Here is a 17,758-nt window from a genome sequence, read left to right as displayed (position 1 = left end):
TTCTAAATTTGCTGCATTACACTTGGATACAATTGTTATTCAATTTGAGGACACCACTAGTTTTAATGGATACACCTTTAATTTTTCAGAGATCGTTTACAGTCGTATTGTAAAAATATCGAGAAGAAAAAAAGTTGCTAAAACTTTATAAAACATACACTATAAAATATTTAATGATTGCTTTTTTTGCATCATTAAATCTTAGCCGCTAATCTACAGGCTTGATTTATAGCGAGTTTTGCATCCAATTCGGCAGCGATATCTGCACCTCCTACGACGTGCACTTTTATACCTTCTGTTTCTAAAGGAGCTACTAATTCTTTAAGTGGTACTTGACCTGCACAAATTACAATAGTATCTACTGCCAACACTTTTTGAACTTCATTTTGAACATAATGCAAGCCTTCGTCATCAATCTTGGTATACTGCACATTGTTGATAAACTGGACGTTTTTCTTTTTCAATGAAGAACGATGAATCCAGCCAGTAGTCTTACCTAGGTTACCACCAAATTTACCTTTGCTGCGCTTGAACATGAAAATTTCTCTTGGTGACGGATGCACCTCAGCGGTTATACCTTCAATACCACTTCGTGCCTTCAATGTTTTATCAATTCCCCATTCATTTAACCAAGCGTCAATATTCAACGAGGTACTTTCACCTTCGTGTGTTAAATATTCTGAAACATCAAAACCAATTCCTCCGGCTCCAATCACTGCAACACGTTTACCAACGGGTTTTTTCAACTTTAAAACATCAATATAGTTAATTACCTTAGGATGATCAATGCCCTCAACTTTCAGGGTCCTTGGTTTGATTCCTGTCGCTAATATTACTTCATCAAAATTGCCTGCTTTTAAATCTTCAGTAGTTACTCGCGTATTTAATTTTAGGGTTACGCCGTGCAATTCTATCTGCTTATTAAAATAACGAATGGTTTCATAAAATTCTTCTTTCCCGGGAATTTGCTTCGCCATGTTGAATTGCCCTCCTGTTTCTTTATCGGAATCAAAAAGTGTGACGTCATGTCCTCGTTCCGCTGCAATGGTGGAAGCAGCTAAACCAGCAGGACCTGCACCCACCACAGCAATTTTTTTCTTTATTTCTGATGGCAGATAATTTAGTTCCGTTTCATGACAGGCTCTTGGATTGACCAAACAACTTGCTACCTTCCTTGCAAAAACGTGGTCTAAACACGCTTGATTACAACCAATACAAGTATTTATTTCGTCAGATTTATTTGCTTCTGCCTTATTTACCCATTCAGAATCTGCTAAAAATGGTCGTGCCATCGAAATTATATCCGCATCACCTTCAGCCAATATTTTTTCAGCTGTTTCTGGCATATTTATTCTATTTGAAGTCACTAACGGAATCGAAAGTTCTTCTTTCATTTTTTTAGTAACCCAAGTAAATGCAGCCCTTGGGACTGATGTTGCAATGGTTGGTATTCGTGCTTCGTGCCAACCAATCCCTGTATTTATGATAGTGGCACCCACTTTTTCAATTTCTTTGCCTAAGGCAACTACTTCTTGCCAAGTACTTCCTTTTTCTACTAAATCTAACATGGATAAACGATAGATAATGATAAACTCGGTTCCAACTGCTTCACGAGTTTGTTTTACTAATGCTATGGGTAAACGCATTCGATTTTCATAGCTTCCTCCATAATTATCAGTACGCTTATTGGTTCTTTCTGAAATAAATTGATTGATTAAATACCCTTCAGAACCCATAATTTCTACACCATCATAACCTGCTAATTTTGCTAGTTTTGCAGCATTTACAAAGTCGCGAATGGTACGTTTGATGCCCGATTGTTTTAGCTTGAATGGTTTAAAAGGACTGATAGGCGATTTTATGGCAGAAGGTGCAACCGCAAATGGATGGTATCCATAACGTCCTGCATGTAAAATTTGCATACATATTTTACCACCTTCTATATGTACTGCATCTGTAATTACTTTATGCTGTTTTGCGTGTTTTTTTGTGCTCATTCGTGCCGAAAAAGGACCTGTCCAACCTTGTACATTAGGTGCAATTCCACCAGAAATAATTAAACCAACGCCACCCTTTGCACGTTCTGCATAATAGGCTGCTATTTTTTCAAAGCCATTTTTCTCCTCTTCCAACCCTGTATGCATGGAACCCATTAAAATACGGTTTTTAAGCGTTGTAAATCCCAAATCTAAGGGTTCGAAAATATGTTTATATTGGGTCATTTTTTTGTATGTTTTATTCACTTTTACTATGCGTGCATAATAATTGAAAGATACGTTTTTTTTGGAATGAAAAAAGCCAAAATGGGGCAGCTTTTTTGAGTTTTTAGTGCTGAATTTTAACCGTTGTTAGCGCTACTTTATTTGAATCGAAGAATATCAGGTATTCTATTGAATACGGATTTTTTAAACAAAGCAAAAAGGGTGTTTTTATTTTGGATCTGACAAACACAATGGCAATCCTGATTATTAATCGGGACGTGTGCATCCCGTTTATCAAGGCGCTACGCGTCAAGGATACTAATCAAATAGTTGTGAAATAGCATTTAAAAAACTTTTCTTTAATTTTTCAATAGACTTAGGGTTTATAGCTTTCAAGGTAGTCGTCGCAATTGGTTTGTCTTCAGACGTTATCGCTATATCGTAAACAGCCGCTTCTAGTATGTAAGTGGTTAATTCTTTAACATTGTATACCAGGTTTTCCTCTTTATCACTTCCTAATTTTAAAGATTCTAGCGTATTAAAATAATTATGTAAAGAATTGGCTACCACGGTATCCACCGAAATCGATTTCTGTGAAGCTATTAAAACCTTGTCAATATTTTTTTCCTTGCAGTCTAAAACAAATTGATCTATTTTTTCTTGGGAGTGCTTCTCTTTATATTCAATTTCAGGAAAGATATCGTGCATTTTAACAGGGAACAGGCCTTTTTTTGATAGTACTATCGCCATGTTGTCCTCAAACTCAAATTGAAGGTCAATATCCTCGGTATTTGCATAAACCAAAAGGCGGTCAAATTTCTGATTTTTGAAATCCTCAGATAGCCATTGAGAAGGAATCACTTTAGAAGTGGAACAGCTCGCAAAGATTAAAAATGTTAATAGCAGGCCGATGCTAGTTTTCATATTTTAAATTTTCATGCAAGTTAATGAAACAATAGAAACGGGGCAATTTTATCGTGCCACCGTTCAAAAGGTACAGTGATTTATAAACGCTTAAAAATCACTATTACTTAAACTTGGTAGCCACCATTCATTTTTTATGACATCACATTTTTCTGACTTGTTACTGCATTGTTCAAAAAAGCCATAATGGAACTAAAACATTATGGATTCCTGTCAAGCGTTATGCTGTACTCATTTAAAGCCAAAGTGCAAGAGCAAGAGAACGCTCTTTTTATAAAGAGACGACTGCCTTAACTGGAGTTTTATGCGAAGATTTGGTAGGAGCGAAGTGCAATGTGTGTGAAATGATTAAAACATTATTTTCTAAATTTCTTTATAAAGATAATAGGAGAGGTTCTGCTCTAAATAATCAGGAGTGTTGCAAACCCAACAACTTCTGCATTGGATTCTTTTTATGTATTTGGCCTAAAAAGCGCCTTTATCTTTAAACTCGTTTATCACCCCACCCTTCCGCAACAATCCTATTTGTCTATCGCTAAGGCTATGTTTAGTGAAAATCCCATAGTATTGTTCTTGTTTTTTATCTCAACTTTTAGGAGACCTTTATTCATTATATCTTCCCTTAGGTTTTTGAATTCGATGAGAGCCCTTGTTCAATATCGTCATAATTCCGTGGGTTTTCAAATTCTAAAGGAAGAATACCGAAATTTATCAGGTTCTGCCATAACGACCTAACATTTCAAGTATGACATCCTTGGCGCTTACCCAATCGGGAAGTTTGCCCGTTAGTTTCATGCCCATTACCTCTGGCATTTTAACAAAATAGGTTTGCCCCGCTATGGCAGCGGCCACATCCAATCCACCTGTTCCAATGGCCAGCATTCCCAGAGATACCAAAGCACAACTATGACTATCGGAACCTACTAGGAACTTCTCAGGAATTCCAAAACGTTCCATATGAACGGGATGGCTTACTCCATTACCAAGCTTACTGTACCATAACCCGCATTCTTAAAATCGGTCTGTAATAAATTATGATCTACATATTGCACGGCCACTTCGGTCTTTGCCCTATCGAGACTCATTACTTATAGTTCCAACTGCACTAAAGTTCCTGTAGCATCTTGTAATAATGCTTGGTCTATCTTTAGACCAATTTCAGTTCCTGACTCCGCTTTCCCAGTTATCAAATGAGATTGTATCAATTTTTGTGCAACGTTCAATAAGTTCATGTTTTTGTTTTTAAAGAATTCGTTTAATTAAAGTGCTCGACAGGTTTGTAAAGAGAAAGAATAACAGAATTGTGGATTCTGATCCATTGAACTGCCTCAAACGAATTCTTGCAATTTCTATGAGGTAAGAATACTAAGGGAAGAAGCTCTGCTAAAAGTGATATATTCTGTTGATCGATTTAATGTGCTATAAAAACTCTTGAGAAACATCCTCGAAGTGTTGCTTGAAAATCAATAAAATGGCTATTGGTCATCTACGAGAGAAGAGCGATAGCTTTGAGTCGCCTTTTTAAGGTTTTCTGAAAGGGATTTCAACCAGCTCATATGATTGGCAATTAAATAGGCTTCTTGAAGACCATGAAGCGTTTCAGTGTCTAATTTAGTGTTGCCTTGTTTGATATTTTCATCTCGCATATTTGATAATTGTTGGTATTTTTCCAATAGCTTATCTTGTGCATGTTCAGCGGTTTCTTCTGTGACTTTTTTCTCAATTTTTGCGTGGTCTAATCTATCGTAAGACATCTGCAGGGTATTGGAAATTTTTTTGATAAGTACATTAAATTCTATTGAAGCGGGGGTGGTTTTATGATTAATGATAAACTTACCGATGGACGCGATCGCCGAAATCATTGTCTGGTTAAGGGTTACAATTTCATAAATTAGCTGAAATTCTTTCTGTTTCGATTTTGGATCTTGGGTCAATCGTTGGAAAGCAGCATTTAAATTACTGATGGCAAGAAATGCTTCTTTCCTTGCCACATTATAAGAGAGTTTATATTTTGACGGATCTTTATACAACGCTTGTGTTGCTAAAAGATATTTTTTATTCATTTCTAAGGCGTTCAGAAGGACCTGTTTTAGGTTATCGGCTTCCCAAGTTGGAAAAAGTATATAATTAGCAACGACAGCAATAACAGATCCAATAATAGTATCGATAACACGATATTGAATCACTTCAAAGGCATCAGGATTAATGAAGGAATACACAAAAATGATACTAATAGTGATCAAAGCAGCAGCAGACTTATAATTCTGCTGAATTAATGAAAATGCCAATACCAAAGAAACAACTGCCAATACCGCATAGACCACTACATTTTGAGTAAAGAGCACAATACCAAAGGCAACAGCAGCGCCTATGAGTGTGCCAATGATACGATCTTTTGAACGCTCTTTTGTTAGTCCATAGCTGGGGCGCATAATAACAATAATGGTCAGTAAAATCCAATAGGTGTTTTGGATGCCAAAAAGAAAGCCTAACAGGTACGCAAATACAATGGTCAAGGCAAGGCGCAATGAATGTCTAAATATGGTGGAGTCCAAACTAAAATTTTGAACAAGGATATTCAGTCTGTATTCTTGGAGCGTTAAAAACTGACTCGAATCTTGTCTTTTTAAAGAGGGTTTAGATGCATCTTTGACATTCGCCATTACACGTCTAACAGCCCTTATTTCTTGAAGCAGTTGCTCTTGATAATCATATAGATTTTTCAATACCAAAGCACCTTCGCGCGCCTCAGGTAATTTGACGGCATCGATGTAATTTGTGATAGATACGTTGGCTTTTGATAATGCATTTAAGAGCATATCTTTATTTGGTATTTTATCATTTTGAATTAATAATTCAGACAAACGTATGAGATGGTTGCCCATAATTTTGCTCAGATTTTTGGAAGCTTTTAGAAATTCTTTGCGCACGCCAAAAATCCTATCGATCATTTCATCATCCAAATGTGCTGCTTCTATCAATTCGAAGATATTGATAGAAGAGAGGAAAATCAATAGTTGCTTTTCTTCATAATGCGTGCGCCCAGAGCGCTTGCGTCTTGTTAGCAGCGTTTCTCGAAGTGTTTCGTGCTTTTCGTTAATTTGATATTGAAGAACGAGGGTTTGTTTGAGGAGTTCGTCGCGCTTGGTTTTCTTTGTTAATAATTTGGATCTTAATTTTAGATACTCACCAATAAGCAGAAGCGTATCTGACAATAGTTGGTTCTGATCTTTTTTAGGTGCAAGTTTTTGAAAAATAAAGGATACGACCAAATACCAAAGACCACCAACTCCCATTAAGGCAACCTGAACCAAAATCTCTTGCCCTGTATCTTTTTGAATGGCAAATGCCAATACCATTGCCAATAAGCCAGAAAAGGATACCAAAGATCCTCTAAAACCATAAACCGAAATCAGCGACACAACAAACGTAATGATTGCAAGTGCGACTAATAGAAGTGGCAGGAAAGGCTTTGAAAATAGAATTATGGTTGTAACAACCATCGTTAATCCAGTACTGATTAAAATGGCATTGACCTTGCGTTTGATACTTCCCGGAATATCGCCTGGCGCGTTCAAAAAAGTACCGACGACAACCGCTGGAGCATATTCAAAATACCCTAAAAAATACAGTATAGCAAAGGGGGTAGTAATCCCAAACCCAAGCCGAATCCCCCGGTCAAAGTTGGAGCTTTTTAGAAATAATTCTAGTTGTTTGAATATTTTTTTCAAGTGGTATTATAATTTGATTGTAAAGTTAGGGTAATTGAGGTAAATTGTAATCTCGTAAGATTATTTAAGTGGTTGTTTGATCATTAATGCCATTAAAATTCGTCTCAAGCACAAAAATGTTTAAGCCATTTTAATATAAAATAGTTTTAATTAAACCAATAAAATTGAAGAATCAACTCCTAGAAGAAGCCAAACGAGAACTTGTTAATGGACATTCAAAAAAACGTCATCCGTTTCGTTATTTCGCCTTGGCGACCAATGAAAATGGCAAACCAAGGCAGCGAACGGTAGTGTTGCGTAAAACATTGTTAGACTTAAGTTTAGTATTTTATACCGATAGCAGAACTCAAAAAATAAGAGATTTTCAAAATAATTCTGAATTTAGCGCTTTATTTTATAATCCTAAAAAGCTACTGCAAATACGGGTTGTGGGAAAAGCCGAATTAATAACAGATAAAGAACAAATTGCAACTTATTGGCATACCATACAGGAGTCGTCTAGAAAAGATTATACCACTAATAGAACACCTGGCACCCCAATAAAAAACCCGGATGATGTAGCTTACAAATCAAAAGAAAATTATTTCTGTCCTGTAAAACTCATACCCAATACGATTGAATATTTACGTCTAAAGCGTCCTAATCATTTAAGGGTTTTGTTTTCTAGAATGGATACTGATTGGTCTGGTGAATTCTTAGTACCTTAATTTGTCCATTCTAAGCAGTATAAAACAAATATTATATTTGCGTTTGGTCTAATTACATTACAAGGCCCTCATACTTATAATCTTTAACAAGCCTCAATGTAGTATGATTAAAAGAATTGAAAGGGCCTTAATAATGGAATATTTTGAAATCACAAGCGTTTCAAATTTTAGGAATAGGTTATAACGAATAGATATGATTTCCTTATTTTTCCAGAGCATCAATGGACTGCAAATAGCGCCACACTTAGGATCAACCTATTGGTAAAATATACCATACTACTATTGCCTTATGTAACTTGAGCTTTACCCACAAGATTTCTATTTTATATTATTGGTTCTTGAATTTTCGTTCCTTGATTTGTTGAAAATATGAGGTATATTATATCTTATTCTTTATTTTTTTCTTGGTATATTTTTGCTGCGATGTTAATGAAACCGAAGCACGGGATTTGTCGCTAGCCAAGGGTATTAACGATTCACGACTTCCTTACTAATTAAATAAAAGAGGTACGAGTAATCTGTGAGGAAAGAAAAGAATTAAACGTGGCTATACAAATGGGATTGGATGGTATTTAAAAAGTCATTCCTTCTAATTGTAACAATGTATTCTCAAGGCCTTTTTCTTTTAATATCTCAATGGCCCTTTTACTGCGTACTCCTGATTTACAATAAACGACGATATCTTTGTCCTTATTAATTTCATGTACTCTGTTTGCAAGCTCTCCTAGCGGAATGTGCTGTCCACCAATATGATATAATTTTCTTTCAGAGTCTTCACGCACATCTAATAAATTATACTTTCCAACTTGGTTTTCTAATGCACTTAGTGTAATTACTAAATTATCTTTTGATAGGCCACAAGCAAACTCATAATCATTGGCCAAGGCTTTAATTTGTAAGGCATCATTCTTTTTAAAATTAAATAGTGTTTGCTGCATTGTTAAGAGGTTATAGGTCAGTAATTTTTCAGATAAAACATCCCCTATTTGACAGATAATCTTTAATACTTCATTCGCTTGTAATGCACCTATAATCCCTGGAAGCACACCCAAAACCCCTATCTCAGAGCAATTAGGGCCGTCACTTGGTATGGAAGGTGTTGGATACAGGCATCTATAGGTTGGACCATTTTTATAATTAAATACAGATACTTGACCTTCAAACTTATAAATAGAGCCAAATACAACAGGTTTTTTAACCAATACAGCAGCATCATTAATTAAATATTTAGTGGAAAAGTTATCCGTTCCATCTATAACAATATCATATTTTTCAAATAAATCAAGGGCATTGTCTTTTGTAAGCCTTGTTTTATAGACATCAAACTTGATGTAAGGATTTAATAATTGTAAATGTTTAAAAGCAGATTCTGCTTTGTTTTTTCCAATATCTTGATGCGTATAGAGTATTTGGCGTTGCAAATTAGATTGCTCTACAACGTCATTATCAATGATACCAATGCTGCCAACTCCTGCAGCAGACAGGTACTGTAATATAGGACAACCAAGTCCTCCAGCTCCAATTACTAATATTTTTGCACGCTTCAGTTTTAATTGGCCTTCTAAACCAATTTCTTCAAGAATTAGATGTCGCGTATATTGCTGTTTTTCTGCTTTTGTAAGTTCCATAATATTATCATTTAGAGTATGTTATGTCCCAATCTTTCCAAACAACTTCATACCCTTTAGATTTAATCATTTGTTGTATTTCTTCGGTATTCCTTTCGTCCGAAATTTCAAATTGCTCTAGGGATTGTGGGTCAACGGCATAACCACCCGGGTTTGTCTTAGATTCAGCACTAATAGAGGTTATTCCTAATTGGATAATATTATCTCTAAATTTTTCACTTTCTCTAGTGGACATAGATAGTTCAACATCTTCATCTAATAGTCTATAAGCACAAATTAATTGAACCAAATCAGAATCAGTCATTTCAACTTTTGGCTGAACTTCACCTTGGTGAGGTCTAAGTCTAGGGAAAGATATTGAGTATTTTGTTTTCCAATATTTTTTTTGCAGATATTTTAAATGAAGTGCGGTATAAAAACTATCCACTCGCCAGTCTTCTAGGCCGAATAAAGCACCAATTCCTATTTTGTGAATCCCAGCTTTTCCCAATCTATCGGCGGTGTCTAAGCGATAATCAAAATTTGACTTTTTACCTTTAGGATGGTGAATTTTGTAAGTCGCCTTGTGATAGGTTTCTTGGTACACCAATACGGCGTAAAGGCCAGCATCGATAAGCTGTTTATATTCATCTTGATTTAGCGGTTGCACTTCTATACTGATATTAGAAAAATGTTCTCGAATCAATTCAATGGCGTGTTTTAAATAAGCAACACCAACGGTTTTATTAGCTTCCCCTGTAACTAATAAAATATGATCGTATCCTTTGGATTTTAGAAGGCTAACCTCTTTTAAAATTTCGCTATCATTTAATGTTTTACGTGGTATTTTATTCGTTAGACTAAAGCCGCAATAGGTGCAAATATTTTGACATTCGTTAGACAAATACATAGGAATATACATTTGCATTGTATTCCCAAATCGTTTTTTTGTTATTGCAGCACTACGCTGTGCCATTTCTTCTATAAAAGGCTCTGCTGCAGGAGAAATTAAAACTTTAAAATCTTCTAAATTGATGGTCTCTTTATCAAGAACCTCCCTAACATTAATAGTAGTATACCCATAGATCTCTTTTTCTAAAGTATCCCAATCGTAGGTGTTAAAAGTATTTTTAAATGACATTTTCTTTGCTTTTAATATTTTATTTTTTTCGTACGATCTAATTAAGAAATGATGTTAAAGGGCTACTTCCTTCCGCATATTTTTTTACCGATGCTAATTTTGCATTGTAAGCCATGCGTCCAGCTTCTACGGCCATTTTAAAGGCTTTTGCCATGATTATTGGGTTTTTTGACACTGCAATTGCAGTGTTTACTAAAACAGCGTCTGCACCCAATTCCATCGCATAAGCGGCATGCGATGGACTGCCAATACCCGCATCTACAATAACAGGAACATTACTTTGTTCTATAATGATCTCTAAAAAATCAACGGTTTTAATGCCTTTATTTGTACCAATTGGCGCGCCTAATGGCATTACACACTGCGAACCTACATCTTCAAGTCTTTTACATAAAACAGGATCAGCGTGAATGTAAGGCATAACGACGAAGCCTAATTTGACCAATTCCTTAGCTGCCTTAAGTGTCTCTATTGGGTCTGGTAATAAGTATTTTGGATCTGGATGAATTTCTAATTTAATCCAATTGGTTTCTAAAGCTTCACGTGCTAATTGGGCAGCAAAAACCGCTTCTTTAGCGGTTCTAACTCCAGATGTATTTGGCAATAAATTAATATGACTATGATTTAAGTGTGTTAAAATATCATCTTCTTTATTTTGAATATTTACTCTTTTTAAAGCAACCGTGACCAACTCACTTTCTGATGCCAATAATGCGTCTTGCATTAATTTTGAAGTACTAAACTTTCCAGTTCCTGTGAATAAACGAGAGGTAAATTCTTTGTCTGCTATTTTTAATATATCGTTCATTTTTTCTTTTTAAAACTATTTATGGTCTCTTTTTTAATACTTGTTCTAGTGAGTTTTTGGGTCTTTAAAATTTTATGGAACATTGGAATACTAGTACCATCTTTTGTTATTGCTCCAGAAACTGCAACGCCATAAATGCCTGTTTCCATAATTTCCGAAACCTTATCCAAAGTAATACCTCCAATGGCTATTATTGGGATGTCGGTTTGAAGTTTTTCTAATAAATTTTTGTAACCTGCTAGTCCTAAAATCGGACTTAAGCTCTTTTTTGTTTTTGTAAATTGATAAGGACCTAAACCAATATAATCTACTTTTTTGGCTAGTAAATTCTTGCAATCTTCCAGCGTATTTGCAGTGCCTCCTATAATAAAAGATTTTCCTAAATAGTTGCGAACAACTATAGGACACGCATCGGTTGCTCCTAAATGAACCCCGTCTGCTTTTACTTCTTTTGCTATTTTATAATAATCATTTATAATTAATTTTGCTTGAAAACGCGCTGTAATGGTTCTCGCTTTCTTAGCCGCCTCTAAAATCTGTTTAGGATCGCTGTTTTTTATGCGCAATTGCACCCAATCAACACCAGAGGCGCAAGCTTTTTGCAGATTTTTTATATGGTCTTCGGGCAATTCGCCTTTTGTAATATAGTGTAATTTGCCAATCATTAGTTCTGATAATTATGAGACCCTTATAAAGAGGAATTAGAATTTAAAAACTGTGTTTTAATTACTTCTAGTAAACCATGCCAAGATTCTATGACCCCTATTTTTACTACGGAAATTGGAAAGCATTTAAAAAGTATTTCTATTTGATTTAAGATTACTTTTTTCTTTATCCAAACACAGTTCTTAAACGCTATATCATTTTGAACTGTAACTGCCGTACAAACTGATAATCCGTATAAGTTATGGGCTTTAAATGTTTTAATATCTGAAGTAATACCTGCGTCACTTGATGGGTCTAAACCTGCTATGGATAGTATATAGTTATGTTCTTTCACTATTTTAATTCTTTGTTTTGATCTGTCTCTTCCAATCGACACACAAATCTATTTACTTGTTAATTAACCAAAATAAGGCATTTAGAAGTGTGTTTTTCATATATTTTATTCCATTATTTCTTTATAAAAATCACTCGGGTGAACCATTAATTTAATAACTCAAACTTCTTTTTGATACTTTTAAAACGCGCTATTGGGTCTTCAGCATTCCAAACATCCCCTAAAACACCAATTCCATTAAAACCAAGTTTTAAAGTTTCTTCCACGTTTTCTAAACTAATTCCGCCCACTCCAATAATTATTTTATCAATATGATTGACCTTAAAACCCCTGCCTTGATATCCTTGTTTAGAGATGGATGAGAACACAGGACTCAGTATATGATAATCGAATTCGAATTCGCAACTTTCTAGTATTTCAGGTTCATGAAAGGAGGAACTTATCGTTTTACCAAACATGTTTAGGTTCTTAAAATAGGCTCCGGGATTATCGATATGAGCTATTCTTTTTTGTTCTTTAAAATGAACCCCTTTTAGATTAAAATCATTGACTAGTTCGTGATAATAATGCACCACAATACGGTCATGATATTTTTTATCTATAAGGTTTAGATAGGCCACGTGTTGTTCGTAGTTTTTTTGTGGCTTTCTAAAATGATACACCCCTAAACCTTCTTCAAACAACTGGTGCAGTATTTCAATTTCTTTTGGGAGATCGTTTTCTGGTGCTATAAGTAGTATCATGGTGCTGTGATTTTGCTTAAGAGATTATTTCATCGTGTTCTATTGGTAATGACACTACCTCTTTTTTTTGAGTTAGGGATTGTAGTGGCATCCTTTTGCTTTTTCAGCAAAAGATATAACGGAAAGCCCGCCCACGCCTTTTTTTTGGCGTGGGAACTCCCTCATTATCTTACAAATATATTTTAGACCCTTTGTGCTTAAACTCTTTCGATTTTTCTACAAAACCTTTTGCAATGACCTCATTATCCACGATGTCGTTTTTGGCTGCAAAATCTCTAACTTCTTGAGAAATTTTCATAGAACAGAATTTTGGGCCACACATAGAACAAAAATGTGCCACTTTTGCACCATCAGCAGGTAAGGTTTCATCGTGATACTCTAACGCACGCTCCGGATCTAGTCCTAAATTGAATTGATCCAACCAGCGGAATTCAAAACGAGCCAGACTTAACGCGTTATCTCTGTGCTGAGAACCGGGATGTCCTTTTGCTAGATCGGCAGCGTGGGCAGCCAATTTATAGGTAACAACTCCCACACGAACATCTTCTTTATTAGGCAAGCCTAAGTGCTCCTTTGGGGTTACATAACATAACATTGCGCAACCAAACCAACCAATCATTGCTGCGCCAATACCTGAAGTAATATGGTCATAACCCGGTGCGATATCTGTGGTTAAAGGTCCTAATGTGTAAAAAGGTGCTTCGTCACAAACCTCAATTTGTCTTTCCATATTCTCTTTGATCATGTGCATTGGCACGTGTCCTGGACCTTCTATAAAACACTGTACTTCGTGCTTACGAGCAATTTGAGTTAATTGGCCCAACGTTTCTAACTCTGCAAACTGGGCTTCATCATTTGCATCTGCAATAGAACCTGGACGCAAGCCGTCCCCTAAAGAAAAAGACACATCGTACTGTTTTAGGATGTCACAAATATCCTCGAAATGTGTGAATAAAAAGCTTTCTTTATGATGTGCTAAACACCATTTTGCCATGATAGAACCCCCTCGAGAAACGATGCCTGTAACGCGATTTGCTGTCATTGGAATGTAACGTAACAAAACGCCTGCATGAATGGTGAAATAATCGACGCCTTGTTCTGCTTGTTCAATTAAGGTGTCACGGAAAATCTCCCACGTTAAATCTTCTGCAACTCCGTTTACTTTTTCTAAAGCTTGGTAAATTGGCACGGTACCAATTGGGACTGGAGAATTACGGACGATCCACTCACGCGTTTCGTGAATATTTTCTCCAGTAGATAAATCCATGATATTATCTGCTCCCCAGCGACAGGCCCAAACTGCTTTTTCTACTTCCTCTTCTATAGAAGATGTTACCGCAGAATTACCAATATTTGCATTTATTTTCACCAAGAAATTTCGCCCTAAAATCATAGGTTCTGCTTCTGGATGATTGATGTTTGACGGGATAACTGCGCGACCTCTCGCAACCTCTGAACGCACAAATTCTGGTGTAATTTTATCTGGAATAGAAGCGCCAAAATGTTCCCCTTTATGTTGTTTTTTTATCATGGTCATTTCGTCAATTCGTTGGTTTTCTCGAATAGCGATGTATTCCATTTCTGGAGTAATGATTCCCTTTTTAGCGTAGTGCAGTTGCGTTACATTTTTTCCTTTTTTAGCGCGTTGGGGCTTTTTCAATAAAGAAAAACGCATATGATCTAAACTTTTATCGTTTAGACGCTCGTTACAATATTTAGAAGAAAATTCGGCTAACTGTTCTGTGTCGTTTCTATCTAAAACCCACTGTTCCCGAATTCTTTCAATTCCTAAATGAACATTAATTTCTTTATTAGCATCTGTGTAAGGACCAGAAGTATCGTATACGGTAATAGGCTCGTTACTGGTTTTCTTTTTGGTCAACGAATCTTTGGTATCGCTTAACGCAATTTCACGCATTGCCACTTTAATTTGTGGGTAAATTTTTCCTGCTACATAGACCTTTGTAGAATTAGGAAACGGTTGTCTTGTAATTCCGTCTTGCTTTGGTGCAGTATCTTTGTTTTTCATTTTCTTAGCATGTTTTACTGGTTACTACTATTCTGGATTCGTACTATTTGTATGTGCTTAAAATAACTAACCGCCTTGTGTTGCTGTTACGATATCTATTTGATCGCCCTCGGCAAGGGTTGTTGTGCTCCAATCTACCTTAGATATAATATTTTGATTGATGGCAACGGCTATTCCATTAATTGAAATATCCATCACATTGAGTATAAATTCTAGAGAACTATGGCGTTGAAATTGGTGTCTCGTTTTATTTACTTTTATGTTTATCACAGGTTCCTTTATTTAATAAAAAAGCAGGGTGCTTCCTTGTTAATGGTAAAAACGATAAAAGAATTGAGAATTGAAAAGGAGCAGTTTTGTAGCACTAAGGGTAGTAAAACCAACTGTAAACTTTTCCCTACGTTGATATGAATCAAATCAGGTTCTAAGGATGTTTCTCAAACTATACATAATTATAGTTACTCCTAAAGTATTGTACACAAATTTAATAGTTTTATTGAATACTAAAAAATCTATTCTTAAAAATGCTTAAAATACTGCTGTTTTGCACCCTGAATTTAGGAGGCATACAAAAGAAAAAGACATTCAAATACTAGTAGTGCTAGCATATTACAACTGATAAAATTAGATCTCATTAAAGCCTGAATCTTCGAGTCAAAGGAATTAAAACAATTATTCAGGCAAGAAAAGAAGTCACTAGGGCTTTGAATACGATGCAACTTTCTGCAGAAGAAGTAGGAAGAATAATTGGCGCAACAATTCCGTTTAACGCTGTTCCAGGTTCAGAAGATATGGTTGGGTACGCAAACAAAGTCCCGATTGGTATTGTTGTTGCCATTACCCCATTTAATGATCCTTTAAACTTGGTTCGTCACAAGTTGGGACCTGCAATTGCTGCAGGAAATCCAGTTATATTAAAACCGAGTGATGATACACCGGTAGTGGTCATTAAGTTTGGAGAAATTCTTTTTGATTCTGGACTATTAAAAGAAATGTTAAGCATAATTACAGGTTCTCCAGAATACTTTGGTGACGCTCTCATTCGCGATGATTAAATAAGATTGATAAGTTTTACTGGAGGCTTAGAAGCTGCAAAAGCTATACAGAGAAAAGCAGAACTAAAAAAGTTAGTGATGGAACTTGGTTCAAATTCACTTGTTATAGTGCTATCTGATGCTGATTTAGAAGAAGCGGTTCAATATTGCGTTTCAGCAGCATTCTATGCAAGTGGCCAAAATTGTGTTGGTGTAAAACGAATTTTGTAGAAGAGACTATTTGCGATTCATTTTAAATAAATTTTCTCAATTAACTTCTACGTTAAGAATTGGTTCACCATTATCAGAAGATATAGATATTGGACCTATTATAAGTAAAGAGTCCATTCATCATATTGATCTTTTTGTTGCCGAAAGCATAGAGCAGGGAGCAAAAATAATTAGTGGAGGAAAAACAATTGGAAATTGTTATGTACCAACCATTTTGGAGGCTCACGGTAAGAATGATATCGCCAATTGCAAAGAAGTTTTTGGACCTTTGGCAACTATTTCAAAAGTAAAAAACTTAGATCAAGCTATAGTATGCTGTAATAAATCACCTTTTGGTTTACATACTGCAATTTTCACTAATGATATTAATAATGCACATAAAGCAATTAATGAACTAGATTGTACTGGTGCACTGATGTAATGATTCCACAGATTATAGAATAGATGCTATGCCTTTTGGTGGAGTTAAAAGTAGCGGAATAGGTAGAGAAGGTGTCAAGTCTGCTATTGAGGAAATGTCTGAAACCAAAATTGATTGATTTAAATTAAAAATGTAGGCACAATTTATTTTTTTAACTAGTAATTATCCATTACAAAATCTCTTAGATGATTTTTATCTCTTACTGCAATGTAAAGCAGAAAATCTATTTGACCAGCTAAGGGGTAAATATTAACAACCTTCGGTAACAAAGACATTGAGTTTTTAAAATCTTCCACTTGATCTTTTATGTTTTTAGTTAATTTTATGGCAACCAGTGCTTCTATATTAGTACCAAGTTTTGAAGAATCAACAAAAGTATGAATTCCGAAGAATATTTTTTTCCGCTGTAACTTCCGCATCCTCTGAGAGCAGGTAGATTCTTCAATACCAACTTCTGCAGCAATTTGCTTATTAGATAATCGAGCATTTTTTTGTAAGAGTCTAATTATCTGTTCGTCAGTTTTATCTAATTCGTTACTAGAGTTGTTATTTCGAATATTATCCCTGTTATTAATGTTTTGTTGTCTATCTCAATGTTAAAGAATAATAATACAAAATTATATTTAATTAAAGAAAAATGGTTGGTAAACTAAAAGCATAGTTTTATGGTTATATATAAAATAGAAATAGCACATATTTACACAAATGATGTGAAGGCAATACGACCTCCTAAAATTTAATCTGAACAATAGGGGATTGGAGCGCACAGGCTTTAGGATATACAAATGTAATTATCAAGTGGATGATTGGATTTAGATACAATACTTTACTAGAGGCTAGCTCCAAATAGTATTTAGCTATAAATGTCTACAAGATATTTTTTTAACGCTAAGCAGTCTAAAATATAGTGAAATGAGCCTTAATTGTTCCCAAAATTATATGCACGTCTATATTTTTTTACTTAGCTTAAGCAATACTATTTTAGGGGTATTCGTGGATCTCCAAAGTCGCTCTCTTTTGCTTTAAGACACTGTTTTAAAGAATTGAAAACAATAAATTTAATGTAATTTTGGAAAACTAAACAGTTCTATTTAGGGGAAGCTTACAAAACCACTTTCAAAAGAACTTGATGCTATAGTCAATGGCAAAAATGAAATAACAGACTTTAAAGGAATGTTATT

The 17,758-nt window shown here is 35.2% G+C and carries 15 protein-coding genes, 2 pseudogenes and 1 riboswitch; of the genes and pseudogenes, 4 read left to right on the top strand and 13 right to left on the bottom strand.

Features of this window, described 5'->3' with window-relative positions:
- Window positions 1-194: 194 nt before the first annotated feature.
- The 4 genes and pseudogenes from ABXT67_RS14260 to ABXT67_RS14245 all read right to left on the bottom strand — a co-directional run bounded on the left by ABXT67_RS14260 (window position 195) and on the right by ABXT67_RS14245 (window position 6,856).
- The gene (locus tag ABXT67_RS14260) at window positions 195-2,222 is read right to left on the bottom strand and encodes an FAD-dependent oxidoreductase (RefSeq protein ID WP_415374707.1); all 2,028 of its coding nucleotides are present in this window, start codon (window positions 2,220-2,222) and stop codon (window positions 195-197) included.
- Window positions 2,223-2,519: 297 nt separating this feature from the next.
- Window positions 2,520-3,125, bottom strand: a complete 606-nt coding sequence (locus tag ABXT67_RS14255; protein WP_415374706.1) for a hypothetical protein — start codon at window positions 3,123-3,125, stop codon at window positions 2,520-2,522.
- Window positions 3,126-3,848: 723 nt separating this feature from the next.
- Window positions 3,849-4,357, bottom strand: a pseudogene (locus ABXT67_RS14250) (aconitase family protein); the annotation flags it as partial.
- A 243-nt stretch (window positions 4,358-4,600) separates the two neighbouring features.
- On the bottom strand, window positions 4,601-6,856 hold the full coding sequence (locus ABXT67_RS14245) for an FUSC family membrane protein (RefSeq protein WP_415374705.1): 2,256 nt from the start codon (window positions 6,854-6,856) through the stop codon (window positions 4,601-4,603).
- 164 nt (window positions 6,857-7,020) lie between these two features.
- Between ABXT67_RS14245 and ABXT67_RS14240 the strand changes: the two genes are divergently transcribed.
- Window positions 7,021-7,563, top strand: a complete 543-nt coding sequence (locus ABXT67_RS14240) for a pyridoxamine 5'-phosphate oxidase family protein (protein ID WP_415374704.1) — start codon at window positions 7,021-7,023, stop codon at window positions 7,561-7,563.
- 572 nt (window positions 7,564-8,135) lie between these two features.
- Here ABXT67_RS14240 and moeB read toward each other — a convergent pair.
- From moeB to thiS, 8 genes are all read right to left on the bottom strand, one after another.
- Window positions 8,136-9,191, bottom strand: coding sequence for a molybdopterin-synthase adenylyltransferase MoeB (gene moeB / locus ABXT67_RS14235; RefSeq protein ID WP_415374703.1), 1,056 nt, complete (start codon window positions 9,189-9,191; stop codon window positions 8,136-8,138).
- A 7-nt stretch (window positions 9,192-9,198) separates the two neighbouring features.
- Window positions 9,199-10,311: a 2-iminoacetate synthase ThiH gene (thiH, locus tag ABXT67_RS14230; protein ID WP_415374702.1), complete on the bottom strand. Its 1,113-nt coding sequence runs from the start codon at window positions 10,309-10,311 to the stop codon at window positions 9,199-9,201.
- A 37-nt stretch (window positions 10,312-10,348) separates the two neighbouring features.
- Complete coding sequence (locus tag ABXT67_RS14225; RefSeq protein ID WP_415374701.1) at window positions 10,349-11,119, bottom strand: thiazole synthase; 771 nt, start codon at window positions 11,117-11,119, stop codon at window positions 10,349-10,351.
- Complete coding sequence (gene thiE / locus ABXT67_RS14220; RefSeq protein ID WP_415374700.1) at window positions 11,116-11,784, bottom strand: thiamine phosphate synthase; 669 nt, start codon at window positions 11,782-11,784, stop codon at window positions 11,116-11,118. The genes ABXT67_RS14225 and thiE overlap by 4 nt, the downstream gene beginning before the upstream one ends.
- A 23-nt stretch (window positions 11,785-11,807) precedes the next feature.
- A complete protein-coding gene (locus ABXT67_RS14215) occupies window positions 11,808-12,119 on the bottom strand; it encodes a bifunctional hydroxymethylpyrimidine kinase/phosphomethylpyrimidine kinase (RefSeq protein WP_415374699.1) in 312 nt (103 codons plus the stop codon).
- 146 nt (window positions 12,120-12,265) lie between these two features.
- Entirely contained in the window at window positions 12,266-12,862 is a 597-nt protein-coding gene (locus ABXT67_RS14210; RefSeq protein WP_415374698.1) for a thiamine phosphate synthase, read from the bottom strand.
- Window positions 12,863-13,031: 169 nt separating this feature from the next.
- Window positions 13,032-14,891, bottom strand: coding sequence for a phosphomethylpyrimidine synthase ThiC (thiC, locus tag ABXT67_RS14205; protein ID WP_415374697.1), 1,860 nt, complete (start codon window positions 14,889-14,891; stop codon window positions 13,032-13,034).
- A gap of 66 nt (window positions 14,892-14,957) precedes the next feature.
- Window positions 14,958-15,161, bottom strand: coding sequence for a sulfur carrier protein ThiS (thiS, locus tag ABXT67_RS14200; protein ID WP_415374696.1), 204 nt, complete (start codon window positions 15,159-15,161; stop codon window positions 14,958-14,960).
- A gap of 107 nt (window positions 15,162-15,268) precedes the next feature.
- Window positions 15,269-15,367: riboswitch (TPP riboswitch) on the bottom strand.
- A 237-nt stretch (window positions 15,368-15,604) separates the two neighbouring features.
- On the opposite strand from thiS, the pseudogene ABXT67_RS14195 reads away from it, so the two are divergent.
- From ABXT67_RS14195 to ABXT67_RS14185, 3 genes and pseudogenes are all read left to right on the top strand, one after another.
- Window positions 15,605-16,156: pseudogene (locus ABXT67_RS14195) on the top strand (aldehyde dehydrogenase family protein).
- Between the two features lie 10 nt (window positions 16,157-16,166).
- Window positions 16,167-16,577, top strand: a complete 411-nt coding sequence (locus ABXT67_RS14190) for an aldehyde dehydrogenase family protein (RefSeq protein ID WP_415374695.1) — start codon at window positions 16,167-16,169, stop codon at window positions 16,575-16,577.
- Window positions 16,578-16,605: 28 nt separating this feature from the next.
- Complete coding sequence (locus ABXT67_RS14185) at window positions 16,606-16,695, top strand: aldehyde dehydrogenase family protein (protein ID WP_415374694.1); 90 nt, start codon at window positions 16,606-16,608, stop codon at window positions 16,693-16,695.
- Window positions 16,696-16,732: 37 nt separating this feature from the next.
- Here the strand turns inward: ABXT67_RS14185 and ABXT67_RS14180 are convergent, their stop codons facing one another.
- Window positions 16,733-17,134, bottom strand: a complete 402-nt coding sequence (locus tag ABXT67_RS14180; protein ID WP_415377003.1) for an Lrp/AsnC family transcriptional regulator — start codon at window positions 17,132-17,134, stop codon at window positions 16,733-16,735.
- Window positions 17,135-17,758: the final 624 nt, after the last annotated feature.

Source organism: Patiriisocius sp. Uisw_017, assembly GCF_047731265.1.
Taxonomy (GTDB): Bacteria; Bacteroidota; Bacteroidia; order Flavobacteriales; family Flavobacteriaceae; genus Patiriisocius.
The sequence above is the reverse complement of the archived record's forward strand: the minus strand, read 5'-3'. Positions and strand labels throughout refer to the sequence as shown.